Origin of the sequence: Collinsella sp. TM06-3, from assembly GCF_003436395.1 — a bacterium.
Taxonomy (GTDB): domain Bacteria; phylum Actinomycetota; class Coriobacteriia; order Coriobacteriales; family Coriobacteriaceae; genus Collinsella.
In genome coordinates, this window is the sequence record NZ_QSPG01000007.1 from 23,570 (window position 1) to 48,928 (window position 25,359).

The 25,359-nt window shown below is 59.8% G+C and carries 25 protein-coding genes; 2 read left to right on the top strand and 23 right to left on the bottom strand.

Annotated features, from left to right (window positions below; genetic code table 11):
- Positions 1-12: 12 nt before the first annotated feature.
- Together DXD56_RS04400 and DXD56_RS04405 are read left to right on the top strand one after the other, a co-directional pair.
- Complete coding sequence (locus DXD56_RS04400) at positions 13-636, top strand: DUF47 domain-containing protein (RefSeq protein ID WP_117640319.1); 624 nt, start codon at positions 13-15, stop codon at positions 634-636.
- Positions 637-919: 283 nt separating this feature from the next.
- On the top strand, positions 920-1,450 hold the full coding sequence (locus DXD56_RS04405; protein WP_117564643.1) for a nitroreductase family protein: 531 nt from the start codon (positions 920-922) through the stop codon (positions 1,448-1,450).
- Positions 1,451-1,615: 165 nt separating this feature from the next.
- Here the strand turns inward: DXD56_RS04405 and DXD56_RS04410 are convergent, their stop codons facing one another.
- The 23 genes from DXD56_RS04410 to DXD56_RS04520 all read right to left on the bottom strand — a co-directional run bounded on the left by DXD56_RS04410 (position 1,616) and on the right by DXD56_RS04520 (position 25,238).
- Complete coding sequence (locus DXD56_RS04410) at positions 1,616-2,293, bottom strand: DivIVA domain-containing protein (protein ID WP_117640320.1); 678 nt, start codon at positions 2,291-2,293, stop codon at positions 1,616-1,618.
- Between the two features lie 61 nt (positions 2,294-2,354).
- Positions 2,355-2,642, bottom strand: a complete 288-nt coding sequence (locus DXD56_RS04415; protein WP_164473347.1) for a YggT family protein — start codon at positions 2,640-2,642, stop codon at positions 2,355-2,357.
- A gap of 15 nt (positions 2,643-2,657) precedes the next feature.
- Positions 2,658-3,383 carry a cell division protein SepF gene (gene sepF, locus DXD56_RS04420; RefSeq protein WP_117640321.1) on the bottom strand — a complete coding sequence of 242 codons (726 nt, stop codon included), beginning with the start codon at positions 3,381-3,383 and terminating at the stop codon, positions 2,658-2,660.
- Positions 3,384-3,443: 60 nt separating this feature from the next.
- Positions 3,444-4,181 (bottom strand): YggS family pyridoxal phosphate-dependent enzyme, encoded by a 738-nt coding sequence (locus DXD56_RS04425; protein ID WP_055251689.1) that lies wholly within the window; start codon positions 4,179-4,181, stop codon positions 3,444-3,446.
- Between the two features lie 119 nt (positions 4,182-4,300).
- Positions 4,301-5,158 carry a PhoU domain-containing protein gene (locus tag DXD56_RS04430; RefSeq protein ID WP_055251687.1) on the bottom strand — a complete coding sequence of 286 codons (858 nt, stop codon included), beginning with the start codon at positions 5,156-5,158 and terminating at the stop codon, positions 4,301-4,303.
- 92 nt (positions 5,159-5,250) lie between these two features.
- Positions 5,251-6,054 (bottom strand): phosphate ABC transporter ATP-binding protein PstB, encoded by an 804-nt coding sequence (gene pstB / locus DXD56_RS04435; RefSeq protein WP_089571588.1) that lies wholly within the window; start codon positions 6,052-6,054, stop codon positions 5,251-5,253.
- 12 nt (positions 6,055-6,066) lie between these two features.
- Positions 6,067-6,972, bottom strand: a complete 906-nt coding sequence (gene pstA / locus DXD56_RS04440; RefSeq protein WP_055251684.1) for a phosphate ABC transporter permease PstA — start codon at positions 6,970-6,972, stop codon at positions 6,067-6,069.
- A gap of 3 nt (positions 6,973-6,975) precedes the next feature.
- Entirely contained in the window at positions 6,976-7,902 is a 927-nt protein-coding gene (pstC, locus tag DXD56_RS04445) for a phosphate ABC transporter permease subunit PstC (RefSeq protein WP_117564650.1), read from the bottom strand.
- Position 7,903: 1 nt separating this feature from the next.
- Complete coding sequence (locus DXD56_RS04450; protein ID WP_117564651.1) at positions 7,904-8,740, bottom strand: phosphate ABC transporter substrate-binding protein; 837 nt, start codon at positions 8,738-8,740, stop codon at positions 7,904-7,906.
- The gene (locus DXD56_RS04455; protein ID WP_117584224.1) at positions 8,737-9,537 is read right to left on the bottom strand and encodes a polyphenol oxidase family protein; all 801 of its coding nucleotides are present in this window, start codon (positions 9,535-9,537) and stop codon (positions 8,737-8,739) included. The genes DXD56_RS04450 and DXD56_RS04455 overlap by 4 nt, the downstream gene beginning before the upstream one ends.
- A 210-nt stretch (positions 9,538-9,747) precedes the next feature.
- Positions 9,748-10,902 (bottom strand): cell division protein FtsZ, encoded by a 1,155-nt coding sequence (gene ftsZ / locus DXD56_RS04460; RefSeq protein WP_055251674.1) that lies wholly within the window; start codon positions 10,900-10,902, stop codon positions 9,748-9,750.
- 199 nt (positions 10,903-11,101) lie between these two features.
- Positions 11,102-11,890, bottom strand: coding sequence for a cell division protein FtsQ/DivIB (locus tag DXD56_RS04465; RefSeq protein ID WP_233524932.1), 789 nt, complete (start codon positions 11,888-11,890; stop codon positions 11,102-11,104).
- A 424-nt stretch (positions 11,891-12,314) separates the two neighbouring features.
- A complete protein-coding gene (murB, locus tag DXD56_RS04470; protein ID WP_117640323.1) occupies positions 12,315-13,226 on the bottom strand; it encodes a UDP-N-acetylmuramate dehydrogenase in 912 nt (303 codons plus the stop codon).
- Between the two features lie 5 nt (positions 13,227-13,231).
- Positions 13,232-14,650 carry a UDP-N-acetylmuramate--L-alanine ligase gene (gene murC / locus DXD56_RS04475; protein ID WP_099431529.1) on the bottom strand — a complete coding sequence of 473 codons (1,419 nt, stop codon included), beginning with the start codon at positions 14,648-14,650 and terminating at the stop codon, positions 13,232-13,234.
- A gap of 97 nt (positions 14,651-14,747) precedes the next feature.
- Complete coding sequence (gene murG, locus DXD56_RS04480) at positions 14,748-15,863, bottom strand: undecaprenyldiphospho-muramoylpentapeptide beta-N-acetylglucosaminyltransferase (RefSeq protein ID WP_117640324.1); 1,116 nt, start codon at positions 15,861-15,863, stop codon at positions 14,748-14,750.
- Positions 15,853-17,346: a putative lipid II flippase FtsW gene (gene ftsW / locus DXD56_RS04485; protein WP_117640325.1), complete on the bottom strand. Its 1,494-nt coding sequence runs from the start codon at positions 17,344-17,346 to the stop codon at positions 15,853-15,855. Before ftsW ends, murG begins: the two co-directional genes overlap by 11 nt.
- 36 nt (positions 17,347-17,382) lie before the next feature.
- Positions 17,383-18,789 (bottom strand): UDP-N-acetylmuramoyl-L-alanine--D-glutamate ligase, encoded by a 1,407-nt coding sequence (gene murD, locus DXD56_RS04490; protein WP_089571580.1) that lies wholly within the window; start codon positions 18,787-18,789, stop codon positions 17,383-17,385.
- Between the two features lie 9 nt (positions 18,790-18,798).
- Positions 18,799-19,818: a phospho-N-acetylmuramoyl-pentapeptide-transferase gene (gene mraY / locus DXD56_RS04495; RefSeq protein WP_117640326.1), complete on the bottom strand. Its 1,020-nt coding sequence runs from the start codon at positions 19,816-19,818 to the stop codon at positions 18,799-18,801.
- A 3-nt stretch (positions 19,819-19,821) separates the two neighbouring features.
- Positions 19,822-21,246, bottom strand: a complete 1,425-nt coding sequence (gene murF, locus DXD56_RS04500; protein WP_117640327.1) for a UDP-N-acetylmuramoyl-tripeptide--D-alanyl-D-alanine ligase — start codon at positions 21,244-21,246, stop codon at positions 19,822-19,824.
- A 127-nt stretch (positions 21,247-21,373) separates the two neighbouring features.
- Complete coding sequence (locus tag DXD56_RS04505) at positions 21,374-23,074, bottom strand: peptidoglycan D,D-transpeptidase FtsI family protein (RefSeq protein ID WP_370446004.1); 1,701 nt, start codon at positions 23,072-23,074, stop codon at positions 21,374-21,376.
- 182 nt (positions 23,075-23,256) lie between these two features.
- Positions 23,257-23,727, bottom strand: a complete 471-nt coding sequence (locus DXD56_RS04510; RefSeq protein WP_022094483.1) for a hypothetical protein — start codon at positions 23,725-23,727, stop codon at positions 23,257-23,259.
- 90 nt (positions 23,728-23,817) lie between these two features.
- Positions 23,818-24,783 carry a 16S rRNA (cytosine(1402)-N(4))-methyltransferase RsmH gene (gene rsmH / locus DXD56_RS04515; RefSeq protein ID WP_006234266.1) on the bottom strand — a complete coding sequence of 322 codons (966 nt, stop codon included), beginning with the start codon at positions 24,781-24,783 and terminating at the stop codon, positions 23,818-23,820.
- A 20-nt stretch (positions 24,784-24,803) separates the two neighbouring features.
- On the bottom strand, positions 24,804-25,238 hold the full coding sequence (locus tag DXD56_RS04520; protein ID WP_006234269.1) for a division/cell wall cluster transcriptional repressor MraZ: 435 nt from the start codon (positions 25,236-25,238) through the stop codon (positions 24,804-24,806).
- Between the last annotated feature and the right edge of the window lie 121 nt (positions 25,239-25,359).

The window sequence follows — 25,359 nt, forward strand, 5'->3', positions numbered from 1 at the left end:
AAGGACCCACTCATGGCAAAGAAACCCGATTCGTTCTACTTTGACAACTACGTCGCCTGCGCCGACCTCGCCGTCCAGGCCGCCGAGCTGCTTACCAAGATTTTCGAGAACTTCGATCCCGCAAAGATTCACGATATGCTCGACAAGATGCATGCGATCGAGCATGCGGCCGACAAGAAGCACCATGAGCTTGAGGACGCCCTGCTCACCGCCTTTATCACCCCGCTTGAGCGCGAGGATCTGGACCTGATGAGCTGCTCGCTCGACACCGTGCTCGACCGCATCGAGGGCGTCGTGCAGCGCGTCTACTTCACCAACATCCAGAGCATCCATCCCGATGCCATCGTGATCGCCCACAAGGTGACCGACGCCTGCTGCGCCATGAAGGACCTTATGGTCGAGCTTCCCAACTACCGCAAGTCCAAGACTCTGCGCGAACTCGTCATCCAGATCAACACCATCGAGTCCGAGGCTGACGAGCTCTATATCAACGCCATGCGTAACCTGCACGTTAACGGCAAGGACCCGCTCGAGGTCATCGCCTGGCGTGACGTGTACGCCTTCCTGGAGTACTGCGCCGACTGCTGCGAGAATGTGGCCGATGTCGTGGATTCGATTGTCATGAAGAACAGTTAATTGGGGGTACGTGTCCCGGCGGCGAAGGGCCGGCCACGGTTTGCTTTCTCACTCCGGCTGCTTTGCAGAGTCGTTCGAAAGTAAACCGTGGCCGGCCCTTCGCCTTACGTACCACCATTGGGAACTTTGGCTGATAGATTTAGCGCGATGGGGGTTTGGCTGAAGGGACCTTTGGTATCCGTTCGGACACTTTGGCCCTTGATGAGCGTTTGGCTGATTGCTGCTTTGGGTACTCTTTGGGTTACTTTTGGTTTGTTTGATTTTTAATTTTAGGAGGGCTTGTATGTCTTATTTGGATCTGGCTCGTGGTCGGTATTCTTGTCGTTCTTTTGAGGACCGTTCTGTTGAGCAGGCTGTGGTGGATGCCATTGTTGAGGCTGGGCGTATTGCTCCTTCTGCTTGTAATAATCATCCAGCCCGTGTGATGGTGCTGGATACGCCTGAGCTGTTGGAGAAGGCTGCTGCTTGTCAGCCTCGGTTTGCTCGTGATGGGTCTATCTTTGGAGCTCCGCTTGTCTTCCTTATTTGCAGCGTTACCGATGATGCTTGGGTGCGCCCGTATGACCAGATGAATTCCAGTGAAATCGATACGTCCATCGTGTGCGACCAGATGATGATGGAGGCCACCGAGCAGGGCCTGGGAACGTGCTGGGTATGCCATTTTAAGCCTGAGGTGGCACAGGAGCAGTTCAATCTGCCCAAGGGCGTCTATCCCTATCACATGCTCGTCTGTGGCTATCCCGCCGACCACATCGCCGATCCCGAGCATCGCGAGGCCCGCACTATTCCCCTCTCCAACTTCCTCCTCAAGTAGTTTTTAGACATACCTTAAAATCTACCTTTTACCACGCGCCCTTCGCCGAGTTCTGTCCTATCGCATGCAGAGCTCGGCGTTTTGTTTCCCAACCCGTATACAGCCACAAAAAAGGAGCCCGCAGGTGCGAGCTCCTCTTACGGACACTAGATTGTAGTTCTGGTGTTAGTCCAGGTCGTCGGCGGCAAAGTTGTCGATCGGGGCGAAGGGATCGGCCACGGGGACAACCGGATCGGCGACGGGCAGCGGCTCGGCGGCGGGAACGGTCACCGCGGGAGAAGCGGCAGAACCGACCGGCGTGGAGGCCATGAGGTCGGCCGGGAAGGAGTTCTGGGCGTCGTCCATAAAGTGCTGGATGAGCTTGAGATACTCGGCCTTGAACTCCTCGCGGGAAGCCTTCAGACGGTCGATTTCCTCGAGCTCGGCCTGCTTCTCGGTCAGAGCCTGGCGGATAACCTCGCGGGCCTTGGCGTCAGCCTCGTTGCGGATGCGATCAGCGTTCTCGTTGGCGTCGTTGACAATTGCCTCGGCGGTCTGCTGGGCAGCGATCAGGGCAGCGGAGATCTGACGCTCCTGAGCGGAGAAGTCGGGTGCGGGAGCGGCCACAGGAGCAGCGGGAACGGCCTGAGCGGCGGTATCCTGGGCCTGGGCAAGCTGAGCCTGCGCGTCGGCAAGCTGCTGCTCGGTGGCGGTCAGGCGACCCTTAAGATCAACGATCTTGGCAAGCATAGCGTCAACCTCGGAGGACAGCGTCTCCAAGAAGACGTCGACCTCGGCAGGATCGTAGCCACGCTTGGCCTCAGAGAAAGTCTGAGCCTGGATGTCTGCAGGGGTAATAGCCATAACAAGTCTCCTTTTTCATCGCCTCGGCGCTACACGCCCGACGTAAGTTACTAAGTCAGTTCTATACGAGTATACCTATAAGAAGCTGCAGAATCAGCCTCTGCACCAACTGCAACGCAATAATCGCAACGACCGGCGAAAAATCAACGCCGCCCATCGGCGGGATAAACCGACGAAAGAGGTTGAGCCACGGGCCGCAGACGCTATCGAGCACTGCAGCGATATCCTGCAGCAGGCCGCCCTGCTTCATGGGAATCCACGTCATAAAGCAATAGACCACGATGAGCGTGGAGTAGAAGTTGAACAGCGTGTTGACCAGCTGGACAATGGTGTAGATGTTGATGAGAATCTCCTCGTCTTGGGTTTACTTAAGGTAGCCGTCGGCACGAAGCTTCTTGAGGTCCGAATCCTTAACCTCGCAGCCGGCGGGCAGCACCATGAATACGCGATCGCCCACTTCTTTGACCGTGGCGCCCAGGCCACAGGCAAAGCCATAGCTAAAGTCCAGGACGCGCTTGGCGACCTCGGTGCGAACGCCAACAAAAATCAGTGCAACAGGCTGCTTGGTGCGCACACGACGGACAACCGTCTCGACGTCGTCATAGCTCTCGGGACGCAGGACATAGGCAGGCAGCTGCGGCGTGGCGTTGATGATGTTGCTCGCATAGGCCGAGGCGTCGCTCGGCGCAGAAGCGGGCGCAGGTGCCGCGGCGCGAGCACGGGCGCTCTCGGCATAGCTCGACGGCGTGTCGTAGGCGCCGGGACGATAGCCACCCGCGACAGTATCCTGCGAACGCGACGGCGGATTGTACGTCGTTGCATGACGCGAGTCATCGCCGACCAGCTGTCCGGAACGCGTGTACACGGCCACCGACTCGGCCTCACCGCGGCGCGTCTGGCCCAGCAGGCCGTTGCTCGGCTCATCCTGGGTATAGAAGCCCTCGCCCGAGGCACCGCTGTAGCCGCCGCCCTGATAGCCGTCGTCGTAGCCGTCATCGTAGCCGTAGTCGTCGTCCTGGCCATAACCCTGGTCATAACCCTGCTGGCCGCCCAGGTGCATCTTATTTTTAATCTCGTCAAGGAAGCCCATGGTTGTGTCCTCTCGCGGTTTAGTGCAGGCACCCCGATAATCAGTGCGCACTTCAGAGCCTTATTTTACTGCAAACTCCGGGCTAAATACTACCCTGCCCAGGCGAACGAGCGTAGAGCCCTCCTCAAGGGCAGGCTCAAAGTCCTCGCTCATGCCGCAGGAAAGCTCAGGCAGGTTCAAATCGGGATGCGCCGCCTCCAGCTCATCCCTCAGCTCACGAAGCCCCGCAAAGGTGCGGCGTGCCACATCCTTATTCCCCCGGGGCGCCATAGTCATAAGCCCCTGTACGCAAATTCCCTCAAGTTCCGCAAGCTCACCCGCGGCGGCGCGAATCTCATCGGGCGAAAAGCCTCCCTTCGACTCCTCACCACTCACATTGACCTCGATGAGCACACACTGGGGGCCGGCGAGCTCGCCTGCCTCAATCTTGCGGACAGCACGGCTCGAGATCGCCTGCGCCAGATGCAGCGAACCCACCGAGTGAATCAGCTCGGCTGAGCCCAGCACCGCATTGATCTTATTGGTCTGCAGGTTGCCGATCATATCGAAGCGCACCTCGGGCAGCTCCGGATGCTCCGCCAGACCCGTGAGCTTGCGAACCAGCTCCTGCGGGCGGTTCTCGGCAAAATTGCGATACCCCGTCTGGATGGCGGCAACGGTCTCATCGACACCAACGGTCTTGGACACGGCAATGAGGCGCGCGGCGTCGTGGGGGCGGCCCGCGCGATCGAGCGCCGCATAAAAACGTTCCAGAATCTGCTCGCGGCGAGCGCGCATCAAGTCCAAATAGTTATCCATTGCCAATCGCCTCCGCTGACAGCCAAACAAGTAGTCCCATGCTAACGCAAGAGCGCGGCCCCGCATGTGCAAGGCCGCGCTCACTTAGGTATTTACAATCTTTCGACGAACGGGGTCACTTACTCCTCGTCGTCCTCGCCATCGTCCTCGTCCTCAAGATGATCGAGCAGGTAGCGAAGACCCTCGCTGACCTCGTTAGCGGGCACCTTGGCAACGTAGCGAGCGTCGACGGCGGGCCTCATGATAACACCCTCGCCCGAAGGCACGCGCATGCTCTCGAGCTCATCCTCGTCCACACGGGCGATATCGCCGGCGTTCATACGCTGACCAGTCAACAGGAAGGTCAGACGGCAAGCGGCATCGATGGAAATCGAAGCGATGCGATCGAGGTAGCGCGAAACCATGATAGCGCGGCGCAGGTCGTCATAGTTGCTGTCGTCGTCCATAAAGTCGCCCGTATCCATACGATTAAAGGTGCGGAAGAACTTCTCGTAGGCGGCGTGCACCGGCTCGTCCTCGACGGCCAAGTTGCAGATGATGGACATGTCATTGGTGACGAGCGCAGAAAGCGAAGAGCCCAGCACCTGGTAAACAGCTTCGGCCTCGGCCTCAACCGTACCGACGAGCTCCTGGGGCAGCGAGATGTCGGCCTTGACCATGTGACGCGTGGCGCGGCAGATCTGGCGAACCTTATCGGTCATGCGCTGCAGGTTAAAGTCGACGTAGATAATCGTCTGCAGCAAGCGGAAGTCGGAGGCGACCGGCGACTGCGTGGCGATCAGGTTGTAGCACACGGCCTCCAAGTTGGCGCAGCGCGCGTCAATCGAAAGCGTGCGCTTCTTGGTCTTGGTGGCGAGCTTGCGGTCGTCGGTCACATAGGCCTTAACGGCATCGTGGAGGGCCAGATCGACGGCCTCGTAGATGCTCAGCATCTCGTGGCGGGCCTCGATGAGCTGACGGGAAAACAGTTTACGCATGGTTCACTCCAATCAGTTGGGTGCGGTCATGCCGCCCGCACAGTGAATACGCACCGGACCAGGTCCGATCGGCTTGGGACTAGTCGCACCGATCAGCCAAAGCGGCCGGTGATATAGTCTTCCGTCCGCGAGTCCACCGGGCTGGTGAAGATCGCGTCGGTTTGACCATACTCGATGAGCGTGGCAGGTTCACCGGCAACTTCCTGCAAGAAGAATGCGGTGTAGTCGCTGATACGAGCTGCCTGCTGCATTGAATGCGTGACGATGATGATCGTCATCTCGGGCGCCAGCTCGGCCATCAAATCCTCGACCTTAGAGACGGACGTGGGGTCGATGGCGGAGCAGGGCTCGTCCATCAGGAGGACATCGGGTTGCACCGCAAGCACGCGCGCGATGCACAGACGCTGCTGCTGACCGCCCGAGAGCGCCAAACCATCCTTGTTGAGCTGATTGGATACCTCTTTCCAGAGGTTGGCGCGCTTGAGCGATTCTTCCACGATGTCATCGAGGTCGCTTTTGCTAGTCACGCCCTGCAGACGAGGGCCAAAGGCGACATTCTCGTAGATGGATTTGGGAAACGGGTTGGGCTGCTGAAAAATCATGCCCACGCGGCGACGGAGGTCGACCGGGTCGACGCCCTCGGCATAGATATCGTTGCCGTCGAGCGTCATGGTGCCCTCGACGCGCGTACCCTCGATCAGGTCATTCATGCGGTTGATGCAGCGCAAAAACGTCGACTTGCCGCAGCCCGAAGGGCCAATGAAGGAGGTGATGGCGTTTTTGGCGATGTTGAGGTCGAGCCCCGTCAGCGCATGAAAGTCACCGTACCAAAAGTTGAAATCCTTGGCCGTAATGGCCGCTTGCTCCAGCGTGGGAGCGGACTGATAAACGGACATGGGACTCCTTAACTAGCGACGCTTGCGCGACAGGAAGCGCGCAAACAGGTTGAAGGCCAGAATGATCACCATCAGCAAGAGCGCGGTGCCGTAGGCTGCGTTCATGTTGATGCCGTCGTTGGCAAGCAGGTACAGGTGAACGGTCATGGGGCGGCCGGAATCGAGCGGCGAGATAGGTAGATTGATGGCCTGGCCCATGGTGTAGAGCACCACGGCGGTCTCGCCAATGGCACGGCCGATGGCAAGGACAATGCCCGTGGCAATACGGCCAAAGGCAGAAGGAAGCACGATCTTGGAGACAACCTGCCACTTGGTGGCGCCCAGGCCATACGCGCCCCAACGGATATAGCGCGGAACGGCGCGAATGGCCTCTTCGGTGGTGCGCATGACGATGGGAAGCATCAAGAGCGCAAGCGCCAGAGCGGCCGAGACCATCGAAAGGCCCAGACCCATAGCCTCGACAAACAAGGCGTAGCCAAACAGGCCCATAACGATGGAGGGCACCGAGGCCAAAGCGTCAGCAGCGTAGCGAATGAGCTCGACGATCTTGCCCTGCTTGGCGTACTCGGCCAGATAGACGGCTGCCAGCACAGCGATCGGCGTGCAGATAAGCATGGCGAGCGCCGTCACATAGACGGTCGAGACGATCGTGGGCCAAATACCGCCCTCGGCGTTGACGCCCTGGGGCCAACCGAAGATAAAGTCGAGCGAGATGTGTGGCAGGCCGTTGATGACCACGTAGGCGATGATAGCGACCAGCACCAGCGTGGTGATGTATGCCGCGGCACGGAACACGCCAAGCATGATCTTGTTGGACAGGTCCTTGTTGATGCGGCCCTTCTTGCCGTGGGAAAGGGCACGCTTGATGCGCTCGCGCGACGAGGTCGTATCGACCGTCGTGTCAACGGAATCGGACATAGCCTACCCCCTCTTCTTCTTGGAAACCAGGCGGACGATGCCCACCAGCGTGGCGGAAATGATAAACAGGACCACGCCCATGCCGAACAGCGCCGAGCGATGCAGACCCGAGGAATAGCTCATGTCGAGCGCAATCTGGCTCGTGAGCGTCGAGATGGGGCTCGCAATGCTGTCGGGAATAACCGGGGCGTTACCCACGACCATGAGCACGGCCATGGTCTCGCCGATGGCACGGCCCATACCCAGCACGATGGCATCCACGATACCCAGCTTGGCGGCAGGTAACACGACCTTATAGATAGTCTGCCACTTGGTGGCGCCCATGGCATACGATGCCTCGCGAATGCCCATGGGAATGGAATTGAGAGCATCGATGGTAAGCGTCGTGATGGTGGGCACGATCATAATGGCGAGCACGAACCACGCCGTCAGCGCGCCAAAACCAAGACCGCCGGTCAGTTGTGCGATAAACGGGCGGATGATGATCATGCCAAAGAAGCCATAGATGATAGAAGGGATGCCGGCCAACAGGTCAACGGCAGGGCTGATGAGCTTGCGCACGCGCTTGCTGGCGATCTCGACCAGATACACGGCCGTGCCCACGCCTAGGGGCACACCCATGGCGAGCGCGCCGACGGTCACCAGACCCGAGCCGGCAAGCAGCGACACGATGCCGTAGTGACCCTCAGAGGGCGCCCACGTAAAGCTAAAGAAGTCCGCCAGACCGATGTCGGTAAAGACGGGCAGCGCCGAGTACGTGGTAAAGACAAAAATCAGGATGACGGTAACAACCGCCAAGAACGCGCAGGCAAAGAAGATCCACTGCAGCGCCTTCTCCTTGATATAGGTGCTGCGCGATACGAGCGCCAGCTCGCGCTTCTTGGGCGCCTGACCATTCTGCTCAGTCTGGGAGTTTTCCTGTGCTTCCATGCTACTCACTCCCCTTCTCGTCGTTGGTGACGGGGATAAAGCCCGCCTCGCGAATCTGCTTGTCCATCTTTTCGGACGTCACATAGTCGATGTAATCCTGCGCCTGCTGCGAAGGCGCACCCTTCACAAAGAAGTAAAGGTCGCGTGAGATGGGATAGCCGCCGCTCGCGACCGTCTTCTCGGACGCCTCAACATGATTGACCGAGACGGCCTTGACCGAGGTCTTGGCGTTGAGGCTATCGACGAAGCCCAGCGAAATGTAGCCAATGGCACCGTGCGAACGAGATACCACGTCGCGCACCTGGCCCGTGCCCGAAAGAACGGCCGAGCGGCGATCGAACGGGGTGCCGTCCATCACGATGGTGCGGAATGCTTCACGCGTGCCGGATGCCTCGTCTCGGTTGATGACCTGAATCTTCAGGTCCTCGCCACCGACCTCTTTCCAATTAGTAATCTTGCCGGCATAGATATCGCGGAGCTGCTCGGTCGAGAGGTTATCGACCGGGTTATCGTCGTTCACGATGACCGCGATACCGTCGTGGGCAATGACGATGGGAGTCAGGCCCAGATCCTGTTCGTCGGCATTGAGTCCACGGGAGGAGCTGGCGATATCGGCCGTGCCAGCGCTGACGGCTTCGATGCCAGCGGAAGAGCCCAAACCGGAAACGAGCACGTCGATGCCAGTCTCCTCCTTAAAGCCCTCTGCCGCAATCTCGGCGATAGGAAGGCAGGTCGTGGAGCCGGCCACGGTAATGGAAGAGGTAGAAGATCCCGAAGAACAGGCGCACAGCGTAAGCGTAAGCACAGCGGCGCTCAGGACCGATACGATCTTTCTCATAGCATCACGCCAATCGCGGCATGGCGCCCACAGGTGCCGTCCTCGTTACGGTAGGAATAAAAGCGGTCGTTCTGACGCACAGTCGAAAGCTGGGTATCCACGATATTATCCGCGTCCACACCGATATCTACCAACGCCTCACGAATGGCGGCAGATAGATCGAGCATGCGAGAAGCGCCCGCATCGATGCACGAAAACTCGGCGGCAAAGCGGTCCATGAGTTCCTGGGATACCTCATATTCGTCAGCCAAGATATGGGGGCCGATATAGGCGGAAACGTCGCTCGCATCGCAGCCGGCAGCATCGCAAAGCGCCTGGCACGCCTTGGCAGAAATACGTGCAATCGTGCCCTTCCAACCGGAGTGCACCACGGCAAACCCGCCGGGGGCCACCAGCACCACGGGAACGCAGTCGGCAAAGCAGAGCAGCACGGGCACGTCATGGGCCGTACAGACGATGGCATCGCAGCCCTCAGCAATCTGCTCGCGAACAGCCTCAAGATCGTCGGCGCCGTTCGAAGTCACCGTAACGATATGGTCACCATGTACCTGATTGGGCACGAGCAGATTATGCTCGCACTCAGTGGCACCCATAGCTTCGAGCGCTCGACGACGATTTTCTTGAACAGCAAAGGGGTCATCGCCTACATGCGAGCCCAGGTTGAGCGAGGAGTACGCATCTTCAGAAACGCCACCGGTGCGCTCGGTAAAGGCAAAACGGACATCGGATGTCGCGCCCTCCACCAACGTAACTCCATCATGGTCGACACGCGAAACGTTGTCCGCACGTGCTGCCATACTAAAGCCTCCTAATAACACAAGTACCGCGGCGTCGCCGCGCAGTCCGCGTTTATACGGCTGTCATACTTCCTTAAAAGGATACCCGCAGCGGTAGGGACCAAACGTAAAGGGAACGTAAGGAGATTGGAGGCTTTCGTTTACAAACGAGAAACAAAACGGGGTGCATCCAAATGGACACACCCCGTGCAGGTCGTTGAGAAAAACGAACTAGAAGCTACCGCGCTTCAGGAAGTCGGGAAGCTCGAACTGGTCGTTGCCAAAGTTGGGCAGCTCGGTACCACCGACGTTGCGGGTCGGAGCGGCCTGAGCCGGGCTGGCAGCCGGAGCGGTGCGCTGCGGCTCAGCGGAGGCAGCGGCCTTGCTCTGAGACTGCTGAGCAGCAAAGAGCTCATCCTGACGGTTGACGTTGGAGTCGGAGAAGCCCGTAGCGATGACGGTGATACGCACCTGATCGCCCAGGGACTCGTCGACAACGGTACCGAAGATGATGTTGGCCTCGGGGTCGACGGCGTTGGCGACAACGTCGGCGGCGTCGCTGATCTCCTGGATGCCCAGGTCCTTGGAACCGGCGATGGAGAGCAGCACGCGCGTGGCGCCATCGATGGAGCTCTCGAGCAGCGGGCTGGAGATGGCCTGCTGGGCAGCGTCGACGGCACGAGTATCCCCAGAAGAGGTACCGATACCCATCATGGCGGTACCGGCCTGCTTCATGATGGTCTTAACATCGGCGAAGTCCAGGTTGATGATACCGGGGACGGTGATGAGGTCGGTGATGCCCTGGGTGCCCTGGGAAAGGACGCCATCGGCAATCGCGAAGGCCTCGAGCATGGTGGTCTTCTTCTCGGCGATGTCGAGCAGCTTATCGTTAGGAATGACGATCATGGTGTCGACGCAATCGGAGAGGGTCTTGATGCCCTCCTCGGCGCTCTTCTTACGCTTGCGGCCCTCGAAGGTGAAGGGCTTGGTCACGACGGCGACGGTCAGTGCGCCGACCTCGTTCATCGCGATATCGGCAACGATGGGAGCAGCGCCGGTACCGGTGCCGCCGCCCTCGCCGCAGGTGATAAACACCATGTCGGCGCCAGCGAGCGCCTCGGCGATGTCGTCGCGGGACTCATCGGCAGCCTTGCGGCCAACCTCGGGATTGGCGCCGGCGCCCAGGCCGCGGGTAAGGTCGGTGCCGATGTGCACCTTGATATCGGCATCAGAGATCGCTAGTGCCTGAGCATCGGTGTTGATGGCAACAAACTCGACGCCGCGGATGCCCTCTTCGATCATTCGATTGACCGCGTTGGTACCGCCGCCGCCGACGCCGACCACCTTAATGACGGCAAGGTAGTTGTTGATCTCTGTCTCGTGCATGTCGGTCCTCCGAACAAAGGTTATAGCCATAGCATGGGTCGACCCCTGCGCACATTAACCTTCAGGTTGAAAGTAAATGCAAAGGTAAACCGTATTATGTTTGCACATTATGAACGTATCAGTCAAATAATTGACCGTGAAAACCAAACAAACCAGATAAACGGCGTGGTATGGCCCCTCAACAAAGCATCAACCAGCGCTACGAGGTCGGAGCATTCCTAAATGTGTAGTTGCCCGGAGAGCGCACATTGATATACGTTACGCCCTCTACCTGCGAAAGCAACTTGGTGACTACGCGCTCCTTCTTGGCGATATCGTCCGAATCGCCCAGCGACACCTCAATGCCGTTATTGAGGTTTGCCGAGATGGCTTCGACCGAAGGCGTGGAAATATCCTTGACTTGTCCCAAGAACTCGCTCGAAAAACCACGCACATAATCCAGGCCGGCCTTAACGGCTTTGGAGTTCACCGCCTGGCCGGAAACCGGAGCGACATCCGCCGAGACATCAGTCAACAACACCGCGCCATAATGCTTGGCGAGCGCCAGCGCGGCATCGATTCCGGTCAAGGTATTTGAGCCCTGCCCTGTCGTGATGACGTTGCCCTGGTCGTCCACTTCGACCGACGTCGACAGCGGGGCGATCCAGGTGTCATCATCCCCGATGGCCCAGGCAAGGTCATCGGAGCTGATATAGGCAATTGCGATGACCTTGCGCTCCATCGGCGTAATGATGAGCGTATGCGGGAACTGACGCTGGACATCCACGCCCGAGACCCACGGGTTCTGCTTGAGGTCCTCGGTAATCTGGTCGGGATCGACGTTAAAAAGCGACGTTCCCTCGGGCAAGTCGATCAGCTGGATAGCATCGTGCTTCGTCACATGCTCGCTGCCTTGAATCTGAATATCAGTGGCAGTAAACAGTCCAGAGTTGATCACCACGATGGCAACGACGACGAGCACGGCCAAGACGGCCAGAACGCCGCCCACGATTTTGCCTTTGCCTGTAACGACAGAAGCGGCGTCTGATGTTTTATTTGCCATCGCTCCAAGTGAAGATAACGGGTTGAAACCTTTTTTACTCGAAGGCTTCTTGGCGGTAGCCGGCACCGATGTCAGCAAGCGCGGTTTCGATGCGCCCAGCGTGAGACCTGGACGCGCCGCTTTAGTTCCCGTCGAGGGCTTGGGAGCTGCCATGGGACGGGCAGGCTTGGCGCCCATAACAGGCTTTGACGTCACCGAGGGACGCGAGGACTTTTTTGCGGCCGGACGATTACCGAGCTGCGAGCCGACGACCGGACGACTGGTCTGTCGAGCATGCCCGACAGACTTAGAGTGCGCGACGGTATTGCGTTGAGGTTTGGCAGGCGCGCCGGAACGCCCTCCGGCGCGGCGGAAGGTGGGTTTCGATGCTCTAGAAGCCGAGGAATTTAACTTCCGGTCTGAGCTCGATGCCATACGCCTCCCTCACCTTTCCGTGCACATGTCTGATAACCGCGGCAACGTCATCGGCCGAGGCAGTTCCGTTATTAACGATAAAATTAGCGTGAACGGGCGAAACTTCCGCGCCGCCAATCGAAAAACCCTTTAATCCACAATCCTCGATAAGCTTGCCCACACTCGCATCGGGCGGGTTACGAAAGACCGACCCGCAGGATGCGCGACCCATGGGCTGCGTACGCTTGCGCCTCGTCAGGTACCGCTCCATGCGCTCGCGAATGTCGGCCTTGGGCGCCGGTTTAAGCTTGAACACGCACTCGAGGATGATCTCATTGCGGGGAAGGCTACATTCGCGGTAGTCCCAAGTGATCTCGGACCCCGCATAATGCTTGATACCGGATGCCGGGTCAAACGTTACGACATCCTCAACCAGCGAGCCAATCCACTCGGTCCGTGTGCCGGCATTCATGGATATCGCACCGCCGACCGAACCAGGAATGCCAACGGCAAACTCAAGGCCCGAGAGGCTACGCGACAGGGCATCGTTGACCAGGCGCGCAAACATCACGCCCGCACCGACCGTCAGCGTACAACCGTCATCGGCAACAACCGTGCGCTGAAACTCACGTCCGAGCGAAATGACGGCACCGCGATAACCGCCATCGGCAACCAGCAGATTGGAGCCCTTGCCGATGATGACCCACGGCACCTGCTCGCGATCGAGCACCGCCACGGCGCGGCGGAGGGCATGATAGCTATGGCACGTCACAAAGAGGTCGGCCTTGCCGCCGATACGATAGCTCGTATGACGCGCAAGGCGCTCGTCCTCGATCACATCCGTGTCGATCATGCCCGAGAGCGCCATGACGGCGTTAAACAGACCCATTAGACTTAAGCGTCTTTCTTGGCAGTCAGATACTCAATGAACTCGGGACCGACGGTCGTAACGTCGCCGGCACCCATGGTGAGCAGCAGGTCGCCCTCGCCCACCATCTGCTCGAGCTCCTGATTGAGCTCAAGACGGCTGGAGCAGTACACGACCTCTTTGCCAGGATGCTTGGCGCGCACGGTATCGGCGAGCATCTTAGAGGTGACACCCGGAATGGGCATCTCGCCAGCCGAGAACACATCAATCAGCAGCAGTTTATCGGCATTGGCAAATGCATCGGCAAAGTCGTCGCACAGGGCCTGCAGGCGCGAATAGCGGTGCGGCTGGAACACGACATCGACGTGCTTGTAGCCCAGCGAGGAAGCGGCAGCAAGCGTCGCCTTGATCTCGGTGGGGTGATGGCCGTAATCATCGACCACGGTGATGCCATCGATATCGCCCACGTGGGTAAAGCGACGGCGGACGCCCTCAAAGCTCGAGAGCGCCTTGGCGGCGGCGTCGATGTCAAGGCCCAGGACATGGGCGACGGTGAGCACCGCCGTGGCGTTGAGCATGTTGTGGCGACCGGGGTTGCTCTTGATCTCCACAGCGTGCTCAGTGCCGTCCTCAAAGCGAACGATAAAGTCACTCTGGATGCCCTTGACATCCGGGTGCACGCAGACGATGTCGTTGCTCTCGGCAAAGCCGTAGGAAAGCACGTGACGGCCCGTCGACTTGGCGAGCTCGACCAGATGCGGGTCCTCGCCGCAGACGATGACGGTGCCGTCCTCGCCCACCAGGCTCATGAATTTGGCGAAAGTTGCCTCGATCTCCTCGATACCCGAGTAGTGATCGAGGTGGTCGGCCTCGACGTTGGTCACAATGACCACGTTGGGGTTCAGGAACAGGAAGGAGCTGTCGGACTCGTCGGCCTCGGCGACAAAGTAGTCGCCCGAGCCGTTCTTGCCGTTCGTGTCATAGCCCTCGACGATGCCGCCGATCAAGAAGCTCGGATCCAGACCCATGCGGTCGAGCATGGTGGCGCACATCGAAGACGTGGTGGTCTTGCCATGCGTGCCGGCAACAGCGACGGTGGTGTAGCCGTGGCCCAAAGCAGAGAGCATCTTGGCACGGGGCCACACGGGAATACCCAGCTCGCGAGCGCGCACGAGTTCAGGGTTGGACTCCGGAATAGCGGTGGACACAACAACCACGTCGGGCTTGACCTCGTCGATCGTGGCGGCCTCATGGCCCACATGCACCTTCACACCAGCGCGGGTAAGCTGGCGGATATAACGTGACGTCTTAAGGTCGGAGCCGGTAACGGCATAACCGCGCTCGTGCAGAACGAGGGCGATGCCGCTCATGCCGGCGCCGCCGATACCGATAAAGTGGGCGCTCTTAAACTCGGGCGCGGAGGTTGCAGTCTGGGAATCAGCCATGTGCTCGTGTACTCCTTGCGTAAACACTGCCTGTAACCCGTTAACTGTACCGCACCTACCGCATCAGCGCGAGGGCGACCGACGATATCCCGTCTAACTAACGCAAACCCTCTACCGCATCCGCCAGAAGAGCGGCGGCCCTATCCTGAGCCAGACCACGTGCCGCCTGACGCATGGCGTCGCGTGCCGCCGCGTCATCGACCAGGTGCAGCAGCTCATCGGCAAAGGCAGAACCGCCGATATCGGCATCGGCACAGAGCACGCCTGCCCCGGCGTCGACCAGATAACGGGCATTGGTGGTTTGGTGGTCGGCCGTCGCATGCGGGTACGGCACGAGCACCGAGGGCACGGCGAGCGCAGCGATCTCGGCCACGCTCGATGCGCCCGAACGCGATAGCACCAAATCGGCAGCAGCCAGCATGTCGCCCATGTTGTCGATGTAAGGCTGGACGCGGTAACGCTTCGCCTCCTCGGGCGTCAGCGCCAAAGCGCGCTCGGTTTCCTCAAAGCCGTCGGCACCCGTCGAATGCAACACATAGAGGTTCTTGCGCGAAAGCAGCTCGTTTTTGAGCGAAGCCACGCGCTCGTTGAGGTGCTGGGCGCCAAGTGAACCGCCAAAGACGAGCAGCAGCGTAGCGTCCTCGGGAACGCCAAGTGCCTTGCGGCCGCGAGCGCGATCGCCCTCGATCACCGAGCGACGTACGGGGTTGCCGGTCATGAGCACGTGGTCAGGGTCACCTTCGCGCTCAAAGACCGAACGCGCTGCCGGCACCGAGATGCACACGCGAGCGGCGTGGGAGTTCATCATCTTGTTGGCCAGGCCCGGAACAGAGTTCTGCTCATGCAGCAGATACGGAACGCCTGCGCCCTTGCACCACCCCAGCAACGGAACCTCGACATAGGCACCAAAACCGATGGCGGCATCGGGCTTGCCGACCTTTGAGAAATGACTGGCGAGCGCACGCTTGGCCTTGTTGACACGCCACAGCGAGGTCAGCGCCGTCCAAGGACGGGAGCGGTCGAAGCCCGTAACCGTAATGGGCACAAAATCAAACCCAGCCTCGGGGACCAGACGACCCTCGAGCTTGCGCGACTGGCCCACGAACACAACGTGGTGGCCACGGTCACGCAGCTCTTCGGCCAAGGCGAGCGCGGGGTTGATATGCCCTGCCGTGCCGCCGGCTGCAATAGCAACGGTCATCTTATCGGTCATGGTAGTCCCTTCGTACACGCGGTCCCTGGTCGTCGGTGCGCAAACGCGCCGACGGGTCCGAGTTCAAATCGATTCGATTATATCCGCCGCCCGCATTGCGAGGAGTTGGGCGCTGCGGACGACCTTGCGGCGCCGTTCGCTGACGCGGACGGGCTGCCGGCTCGGTCGCAGAGCCATCCAGAACGGTAAAGCCGTTACGCGAAGACCGCTCGCCGCGCACGTGGGGCACGCCGGCGGTACTCTCATCCATAACGGCAAAGCTCTCGCGGCGACGGTCGTACTCATCGCGACGGGCGCTCTCGTACGAAACGCGTAGGATCAGACCGGCAAGCATAAGCGACACAATAATCGACGAACCGCCATAGCTAATAAACGGCAACGGTTTGCCCGTCATGGGAAACACGTTGAGGATGCCCAGCGCATTGATCAAAAACTGCACCGCGAGAATGACCGCAGAGCCAGACGCCATGAGCGCGCCCCGACGATCGGTCGCCTGCTCGGCAATGCGAAACGCCGAGTAGATCAGCATCGCAAACACCAAGAAGAACAGGACGGTTCCGACAAAACCGACTTCCTCGCCAATGATGGCCAGGATGTAGTCATTGTGCGCCTCGGGCAGATACGAGTACTTCATGGTTGAGTTGCCGATGCCACGGCCGAACAGACCGCCCGAGGCAAAGGCCATGATGGCAAGCGTGGCCTGATAGCCGTCACCATACTCGTCGGCCCAAGGGTTCAAGGCAACCTGAATACGCACCATACGGTATGGCTCTGCGACAAGCGCAATCACGATCACGAGAATGCCGAAGATTAGCACGCCGATGATAAATCTGGGGTCGAGACCCGCAAACAACGCCATGCACATGAGGGTCAACAGGATGATCAGGACGGTACCGAAATCGGGCTGGATAAAGATCAGAAAGAGCGAAATGCCCAGGTAGATGCCCATCTTGCGAAGGAATTCGTTGATGTTGCCACCGGGCGAAAAGAAGCGATCGAGCATGATGGCCGAATACGCAATGGCAAATGGCTTTAAAAACTCGGAAGGCTGGAACTGAATGCCGGCGATGTTGAGCCAGCGCGTGGCGCCACGGCTGCCGCTGCCCACCAAGAACACCAGAAACAGTAGCCCTATCATGCCTATGAGGAAGATCCTGAGCACATCCTCCCCAAACCAGCTGTCCGGCAAAACGCGCACGATGGCAATCAGCGCCAGAACACCGACCACGGCAAACGCAGCCTGTCGACCCAGAAAAAACGTCGCTGAGCCATTCTCGTGCAGCGCCTCGACCGAAGACGCCGAGTACACCATCAGCAGGCCAAAACACACCAAGATAAACAGACAGGCCATGAATATCAGACGGGGGCGCATGATGCGGGCGGGAACGCCGGCAATATAGCGTTCGCTAAACGACCGCCCGCCGCGACCGGAACGCGGTGTGCTACGCCGCGAGGAAGCACGGTCCGAGTCGGGCCTCCTCATACCTTGTCGGGGGCTCTCCTCTCTCACCGGCAACCCCTATTCCATTTGCGATTTCGCTGCAGCGGCAAGCTGGGCCACATAGTCCTTAAACACGCGGCCGCGCTCCTCATAGCCCGAGAACTCATCGAACGAAGAGCAGGCAGGAGAAAGTAAGATCACGTCGCCACGGCTCGACAGCGAACGGGCAACGTCCACGGCATCGCGTAGGTCATCCGCCTGGGCGATATCCACATCGCCATCGACATCGGCCTCGTCCATAGCGGCGGTGAAGCGCTCGCGCGCATCGCCAAAGCAGACGACCGAGCGCACGTTATCCATAACAACGCGCGCGAAGTCCGTGAGCGGCGTGCCCTTATCGTGGCCGCCGAGCAGCAAGATCACGTCGTCATCGGGAAATGCCGTCAGTGCCTTCTCGACCGCGTCGGTGTTGGTCGCCTTGGAATCGTTGACGTAGCGCACACCGTCAATCTCGCCGCACGGCTCCACGCGATGCTCGAGCGGCTGGAACGAGGCCAGACCGCGGCGGACACCATCGACATCGGCACCGACGGCCAGAGCAGCCGTGGCGGCACATAAGGCATTGATGACATTGTGATGGCCCGAGATCTTGAGCTCGGACGTGGCGACAAGCTGGGTCTCGACGCCCTTCAGGCGCACGACCATTTTGCCGTCGCGCACAAAGGCGGCGTCTGCACCCTCGGGCTCGTCAAAAGCGACCTTGCAGATGCGGCGACCCGGCGTATAGATGTACTCATCGAACTCGTGAATGCCGGCGTCTTCGACGTCGACAACCACCAGATCGTCATCGACCATATTGTCAAACAGCTTGATCTTGGCAAGCGCATAGTTCTTATGGCTCTTATGCCAGCCCAAGTGGTCGGGAGTGATGTTGAGCAGCACTGCCACGCGAGGGTGGAGCTCGGTGGTCGTAGCAATCTGATAGCTCGAGAGCTCAGCCACAAACCACTCGTTGTGGGCTCGGCCGTCAATCTCGTTGACCGGCGGCTCGCCGATGTTGCCGACAGCTACGCTGGCCTCGCCGGCAGCCTTGAGCAGATAATCAGTCAGCGACGTGGTGGTCGTCTTACCGTTGGTGCCCGTGATGGCAATCCAGTTATCGGGCGACAGGCGATAGGCAAACTCTGGCTCACCCATAATCTGAGCGGCATGTTCGCGCCCGGCCTTAAAGAAGCCCGAGAACTCCGAGATGCCCGGGCACGTCACGCATACGTCATAGGCGCCCTCGACCTGTTCGGTCCCATAGACAAACGACGCACCAGCAGCCTCGAGCGCACGCGTGGCGTCATTGGGCTCAGAGGTGCCGCCGCCATACACGGTAACGGCGCTTACGCGCTCGGGATGTGCCAGCGCCCAGCGGGCGACATCGAGACCGGATTTGCCCTGACCCAAAACGAGCAGGCTAAAGACATCAGCAAGAGGCATGAAAGACCACTATCCCAACTGGAAGAACAGAGCAAGGCCAACGGCACCAAAGGCCGCAGCGATAATCCAAAAACGGATGACGACCTTGGTCTCGGCCCAGCCCTTCTTTTCGAAATGATGATGGATGGGCGCCATAAGGAAGACGCGCTTGTGCGTAAAATGGAAGTAGACAACCTGAATCATGACCGACAGGGTCTCAACGATAAACAGGCCGCCGATGATGAGGGAGACGACCTCGGTGTTGGTCATGATGGACGTGCAGGCAAACGCGGCGCCCAGAGCAAGCGAGCCGGTATCGCCCATAAAGATGCTCGCCGGATAGCAGTTGAACCACAGAAAGCCCAAGCAGGCACCGGCACACGCGGTACAGAAGATGGACAGGTTCACGTCTCCGTGCAAAAACGCCATGGCAGCCATGGCGAGCATGGCGATCATGGAGGTGCCGCCAGCAAGACCGTCAAGGCCATCGGTCAGGTTCACGGCATTAGAAAGACCGGCAATCATCAGCCAGCAAAAGACAATATAGAGCCACGGGAACGAATAGCCGCAGATGGTGGTCGAAAGCACGCCAAGGTCGATCGTCAACCCACCGGGAAAACGAATCTCGGGGGCGACGCCGCACCAGTTGACGGCAAGTACCGTAAAGGTGACACAGATAATGGTTAGGCCGATCATCTTGGCATGAGGCGTCAGACCGAGCGAGCGCCCATGCGTAACGGAGGTCAGGTCGTCGATCAGGCCCAGCACGCCGGTCGCCAGCGTGACGAGCAGTACGAGTACGAGCTCGGTGGTGAGCTTGCCCATCAGCAGGCAGGTCAGCGAGATCGCGACGAGGATGACAACGCCACCCATGGTGGGCGTTCCCTGCTTAACCAAATGACGCTTGGGGCCGTCGGCACGAACCTGCTGGCCGATACCCTCGACCTTGAGCAGCTTGATCCACCACGGCATGAGCAGCAGCGCAATGGCTGCGGCGATGCCAAGCCCCAAAAAAGCCTGATACGTTGGATACGAGGGATTGCCGAACATGGGCTAGCACACACCTTCCACAAAGCGGTCGAGCTCAACAAAGCGGGAACCCTTGACCAGTACAACATCATGTTTTTCAAGCGCGCCGCCCATGCGGTCGAGCACCTGCTGATAATCGGAGAACACCTGGATGCGGTCCTCGTCCATGCCCATCATGCGTGCGGCATCGGCCATAAGCTGGGCCAGCTCACCACCCACGCACGCCAGCATGTCGAGCTTCTTGGCGGCGGCATAGGCGCCCACGAGCTCATGCATGCGAGGAGCCTCATCGCCCATCTCGCCCATCTCGCCCAGGATCGCCATGCGAGACCCCGTGCACGAAAGCGAGCACAGCAGATCGAGGCCAGTAGCCATGGATTCGGCACTGGCGTTATAGGAGTCATCGATGACGCGTGCACCGCTCTTGGCGCGCTTGATCTCCTGGCGGTGTCCGGTGATCGTGAGACCCCTAAAGGCAGCATCGATCTGCTCGGGCGTCACGCCCAGGCGATAGGCAACCGCGGCGGCCTTAACGGCATTAGGAACGGACTGCACGCCGGGGATGGCAAGCATGGTATCGATCGTCTCGCCCTGGCCAAAATCGAGCGTAAAGACCGGACGGCCTTCGTCATCAACGCGAACGTCGCGGGCACGGACCTCATCATCGTCCGAGACGCCGGCCAGCATCACGTCGATACCAGCAGGTTGGGCGAACGTGTCGCGAATGAACGGCGTAAAGTCGTCCTCACCGCCCAAAACCAGCAGCGGCAAATAGTCGCCAGCGGCGCACATGCCCTGAACGATCTCGGCCTTAGCGCGGGCGATGTTCTCGCGGCTGCCCAAAATGCCGATATGAGAGGTGCCGATCTTGCTCACGATGGCAAGGTTGGGATTGGCAGACTGAGACAGGCGCTCGATCTCGTGGAAATGGTTCATGCCCATCTCGAGCACCAGGACCTCGGTATCGGCCGGAGCGGAAAGCACCGTGAGCGGCATGCCGATCAGGTTATTGAAATTGCCCTTGGTGGCCCAGACACGATAGCGCTTGGCGAGCACAGCGGCGAGCACGTCCTTGGTCGTCGTCTTGCCGATGGAACCGGTAATGCCAACGACCAGGCAGCCAAGCTCCAGGCGATACGCATGCGCCAAACGCAGCAGAAACTCCTCGGGATCATCGGTCAGCAAGATGGCACAGCCCTTGTCCTGCGCCAGCGAGACCAGCTCGGCCTCGGGCTCACGCGTCATCACGACGGCGCCGGCACCCGACTGGACGGCACGGGAAGCAAAATCATTGCCGTCGACGTTTTCACCGGGAAAGGCGACGAAAATCGTCCCTTCCTCGACCTGGCGCGAGTCGATAACGCACCCGCGGCATACCCGATCGGCTTCTCCCGTCACGGTTCGGGCCCCTGTTGCGGCCGCGAGGTTGTTGACGGCGATCTCTATCATTGCAGCTCCCCTGTAAACCTAATAATGCTATCGGCGTATTGTATCCCAGCGCCGCGTATGCGTGGTGCAGGGCATGTGAACACCCCTCATATGGGACAACAAACCACGCCCCAAAGATTGTAACCCCCTACTTCGTGTGCGGGATACCCAGCACGTCGAGCGCGTTGGCCATAATGAACTGGAACGGAACCGCAGCGGCATCTGAGCCGCTCGGCGTTCCGTCGAGCGTGATATAGCACAGCACCTTGGGCGATTGTGCCGGTGCAAAGCCCATAAAGGACGACATGTAGTTCTCCTTGAGGTAGCCGCCGTTCTCGTCGGCACGTTCGGCCGTACCGGTCTTACCCGCCACGTCATAGCCGTCAACCGCGCCGCCAACGCCCGTTCCCTCCGACACGACCGTCTGCATGCACGATGTCACCTGGGATGCGGCATCCTCCGAAATCGCGCGCTCGCCTTCGCCCCAGTCCTTCTCGTCACCTTTGCTGGACTTATAGAAGTGCGGGGTCATCATCACGCCGCCGTTGGCGATGCCGCCCACGGCACGTGCGATCTCAATCGGCGAGACAGACAGCGCCTGTCCAAAGCTCATCGAGCCCAGCGTGGCGCCGTCATACTGGTCACGCTCCTTGACGATGCCCAGGCTCTCGCCCGGAAAATCGACACCAGAGCTGTGACCGATGCCCCACTTGTCCACATAGGCGGCAAAGTCGTCGGCACCGATCTTGCGCCCCACCAGGACAAAGCCTACGTTGGACGAACGGCGCATCATCTCGCGCACATCCATGGTCATGGCATAGTCGCGCTTGTCGGCATCGGTGACGGTATCGTCGCCCACCTTGATGCTCGCCGGCACCTCAAACGACGTACTCGACCGCACGACACCCAAGTCGAAGCCGGCGCCCGCCACGAGCGTCTTAAAGACCGAGCCGGGCTCGTAGGCGTCGGTGACCAGGCGCAGGTTCATATCCTCGGTCTTGGCGTTTTCCAGATCGGTCTGGTCGTAAGTCGGGTACGAGCAAGCAGCGAGAATTTCACCGGTCGTGGGGTCGGTGACCAAAGCCGAGCCGTTCTTGGCCTTAGTCTTCTCGACAGCCTCTGCCAGGGCATCCTCGGCCGCACGCTGGATATTGACGTCGAGCGTCGTCACGATATCAACGCCGTCGACCGCAGCCACCTTTTTATAGGCACCGCCCGCGATATAGCTGCCGTCCCTCGCGCGTTCGCGTACGAGAGAACCGTTCGTACCGGTCAGAAGCTTGTTGTATTGCTTTTCGAGACCCGTCAAGCCGTCGTTGTCTACATTCACTACACCCAGCACCTGCGATGCCAGATTGCCGTATGGATATACGCGCTTCATAGCCTGCTCAAAAAGCACGCCGGGCAGGTTCTTCTTCTCCAGCGCCGCAGCATCGTCTTCGTCCACCTGGCGCTTGATATACACCCAGGTTCCATCGGACTCAACGAGCTTGCGGCAGGTCTTTTTATCGATTCCAGTTGCCTTGACCAGCGCCGACACCGTCTTGTCAACATCCTCGACAAGCTGCGGGTTCACGGCGATGTTGCGACATTCGACCGACGACGCCAGCACGTTACCGTTGCGGTCGTAGATGGTACCGCGTTTGGCATAGAGGGTCTGCGCAAGCAGGCGGCGCGCATCGGCACGCTCGCGCAGTTTATCGGCTTCGACAATTTGATAGTCGGCGAGGCGAAAGACGCCCAAGCCCAAGCCAAGCCCAATGAAGCCCATGACGGCTTTGCGGCGAGGCAGAGGCGTGCCTGTGAGCCATTCGGTCGACGAACTCTTGCGCGACCTGGTGTTATGCACTTGGGGGCCGCCCGAGCCGCAAAGTCGCGACGCCGGGTCGTTGCCACGGGACTGCCCGGCGTTGTAAGATTGCCGACCCGTTCCTTGATAACCAGAACGCCCCCGCGACGAGGGACGTCCAGAACCGCGGCCCCCATCGGAACCGCGGCGATAGTCATTTGTCATACTCAGCTACCGTCTTGCTACTGAGCGGTCGCGGTCGCGTTGGCGCCCGCGGCTGCATCCTGCGAAAAGTCAAGTGTAACGCTCTCGCTGGGCTCCACCATGCCGTAAGCGCCCGCAAGGTCGCGAATGCGCGTGTCGGCGCCATAGACCGAATGCATGACCTCCAGGTCGGAGCTCTCATCGGTCGCCTTTTCGAGCGTGTTGGTAAGCTCGGCGTTGCTGTTGAGCACCTGGGCCGTAACGCCGGCGAGCGCCACGCGGGCGACGCCGATCGTCATGAAGATGGCCGCAATGATGCAGAACGTTTTAAGAACGCTCATGAAAACCGGGCTTACCGCCTGGTTTGCCTGACGGCCCGCGCCCGTGTAGACATCAAAGCGCGGCGTGCGCTGCTCACGGGGAGCAACGGGGGCCTGCGGCGTCTCACGATAGGCGGGCATGGCGTTCATATCATAGGCGAGTGCTGCGCTTGAAGTGTTGTAGCCCATGATATGCCGCCTCCCATCCCGAGTACGTTGGTAGTGTGTTTAAGCTTCGTTTATGGTGCGAGCGGGAGGTCCAATATCGCGCGGTCGTGCCTACAGACGCTGCGCCACGCGGATTTTGGCTGATCTCGCCCGAGGGTTGCGCTCAACCTCATCAGGCTGGGCAACCAAGGGTTTGCGGGTGATGACCTTGAGTATCGGCACGTTGCCGCACACGCACACCGGAATCTCCGGCGGACACGTGCACCCCTGGCTCATCTCCTTAAAGTGGTTCTTTACGATACGGTCCTCGAGCGAGTGATACGAGATGACGCAGATACGTCCGCCCGGGTTGAGCCACCTGGTGGCGGCATCAAGCCCTCGTTCGAGCACATCGAGCTCGTGATTGACCTCGATGCGAATGGCCTGGAAACTTTTCTTGGCCGGGTGTCCGCCATGCCGACGAGCGGCAGCCGGGATACCCGCCTTGATGATCTCGACAAATTGGCCGGTGGTTTCGATCGGTTCTTGCTCGCGGCGGCGCACGATCTCGCGCGCGATCTGCGAGGCGAACTTCTCTTCGCCGTAGACGCGTAGAATCCGGGCGAGGTCGTGTTCGTTATAGGTGTTGATGACCTCAGCTGCGTTTAAGGTGTTATTACCCGGATCCATCCGCATGTCCAATGGGGCGTCCTCGTTATACGAAAAGCCCCTGCCAGGGATATCGAGTTGCGGTGACGAAACGCCCAAATCGAACAGGAAGCCATCGACCCCGGGCACCTCGGCCGAGCAAAGCAGCTCGTCCAAGTCGCCGAAGTTGCCCTTCAGCAGCTGGTGCGGAACGCCGGGAACCTCGCGGTCCAGACGGGCGCCAGCGGCCTCGAGGGCCATGTCGTCCTGATCGACGCCGAGCAAAAGGCCCGTCTCCCCCACCTGTGCGGCCATCTTTACCGAATGGCCGGCACCGCCAAGGGTGCAATCGCAGACAACGGAGCCACTCTTTAGCCGCAACGACTCAAGCACTTCGCCGAGCATGACAGGTTCATGCCGATATTCTTGTGTCAAGATCCCACGCTCCATCCGTTACCCGTGCCTTGCCCTTACGAGAAGAAGAGGTCCAGCAGGGCCTCGTCGTCATCGTCCTCATCGGCCGCGGCGCGATCCCAAACCTCAAGGTGGTCGTAGTTGCCCACAACCGTGACCTCGCGGTCGAGATTCGCCTGCTTGCGGAGAGACTCGGAAAGACCGATACGACCGGCGCTGTCCACATCCATCGACGTGGTGCGCTTGTTGATCGCCCTCATGAGCTTCTGGTCGTTGATGTCACGCGGGTTAAAACCCTCGTGGCCCTCACGACCCGCGAAGAGTCCTTCGACCCACTTATCGAAGGCCTCGGCAGAGAACACGTACAGAGCATCGACATCCAGGGCTTTGAACACGCGAACGTGCTCTCCAAGCTCCTCGCGAAGGGGTGCAGGCAGGGACAGACGACCTTTTGCATCGAGATTGCGCTCGTATGCACCAGTCATTCCCATGTGCGCCCTCCCCTCGGTTACTCAGATGGCACGTACGCGGGGAACCACCCCGCCTGTCGACGTCATCAATAATATGGGGAACCGCCCCATTTTTCAACACCTTTCCCCACCCCTTCCCCCA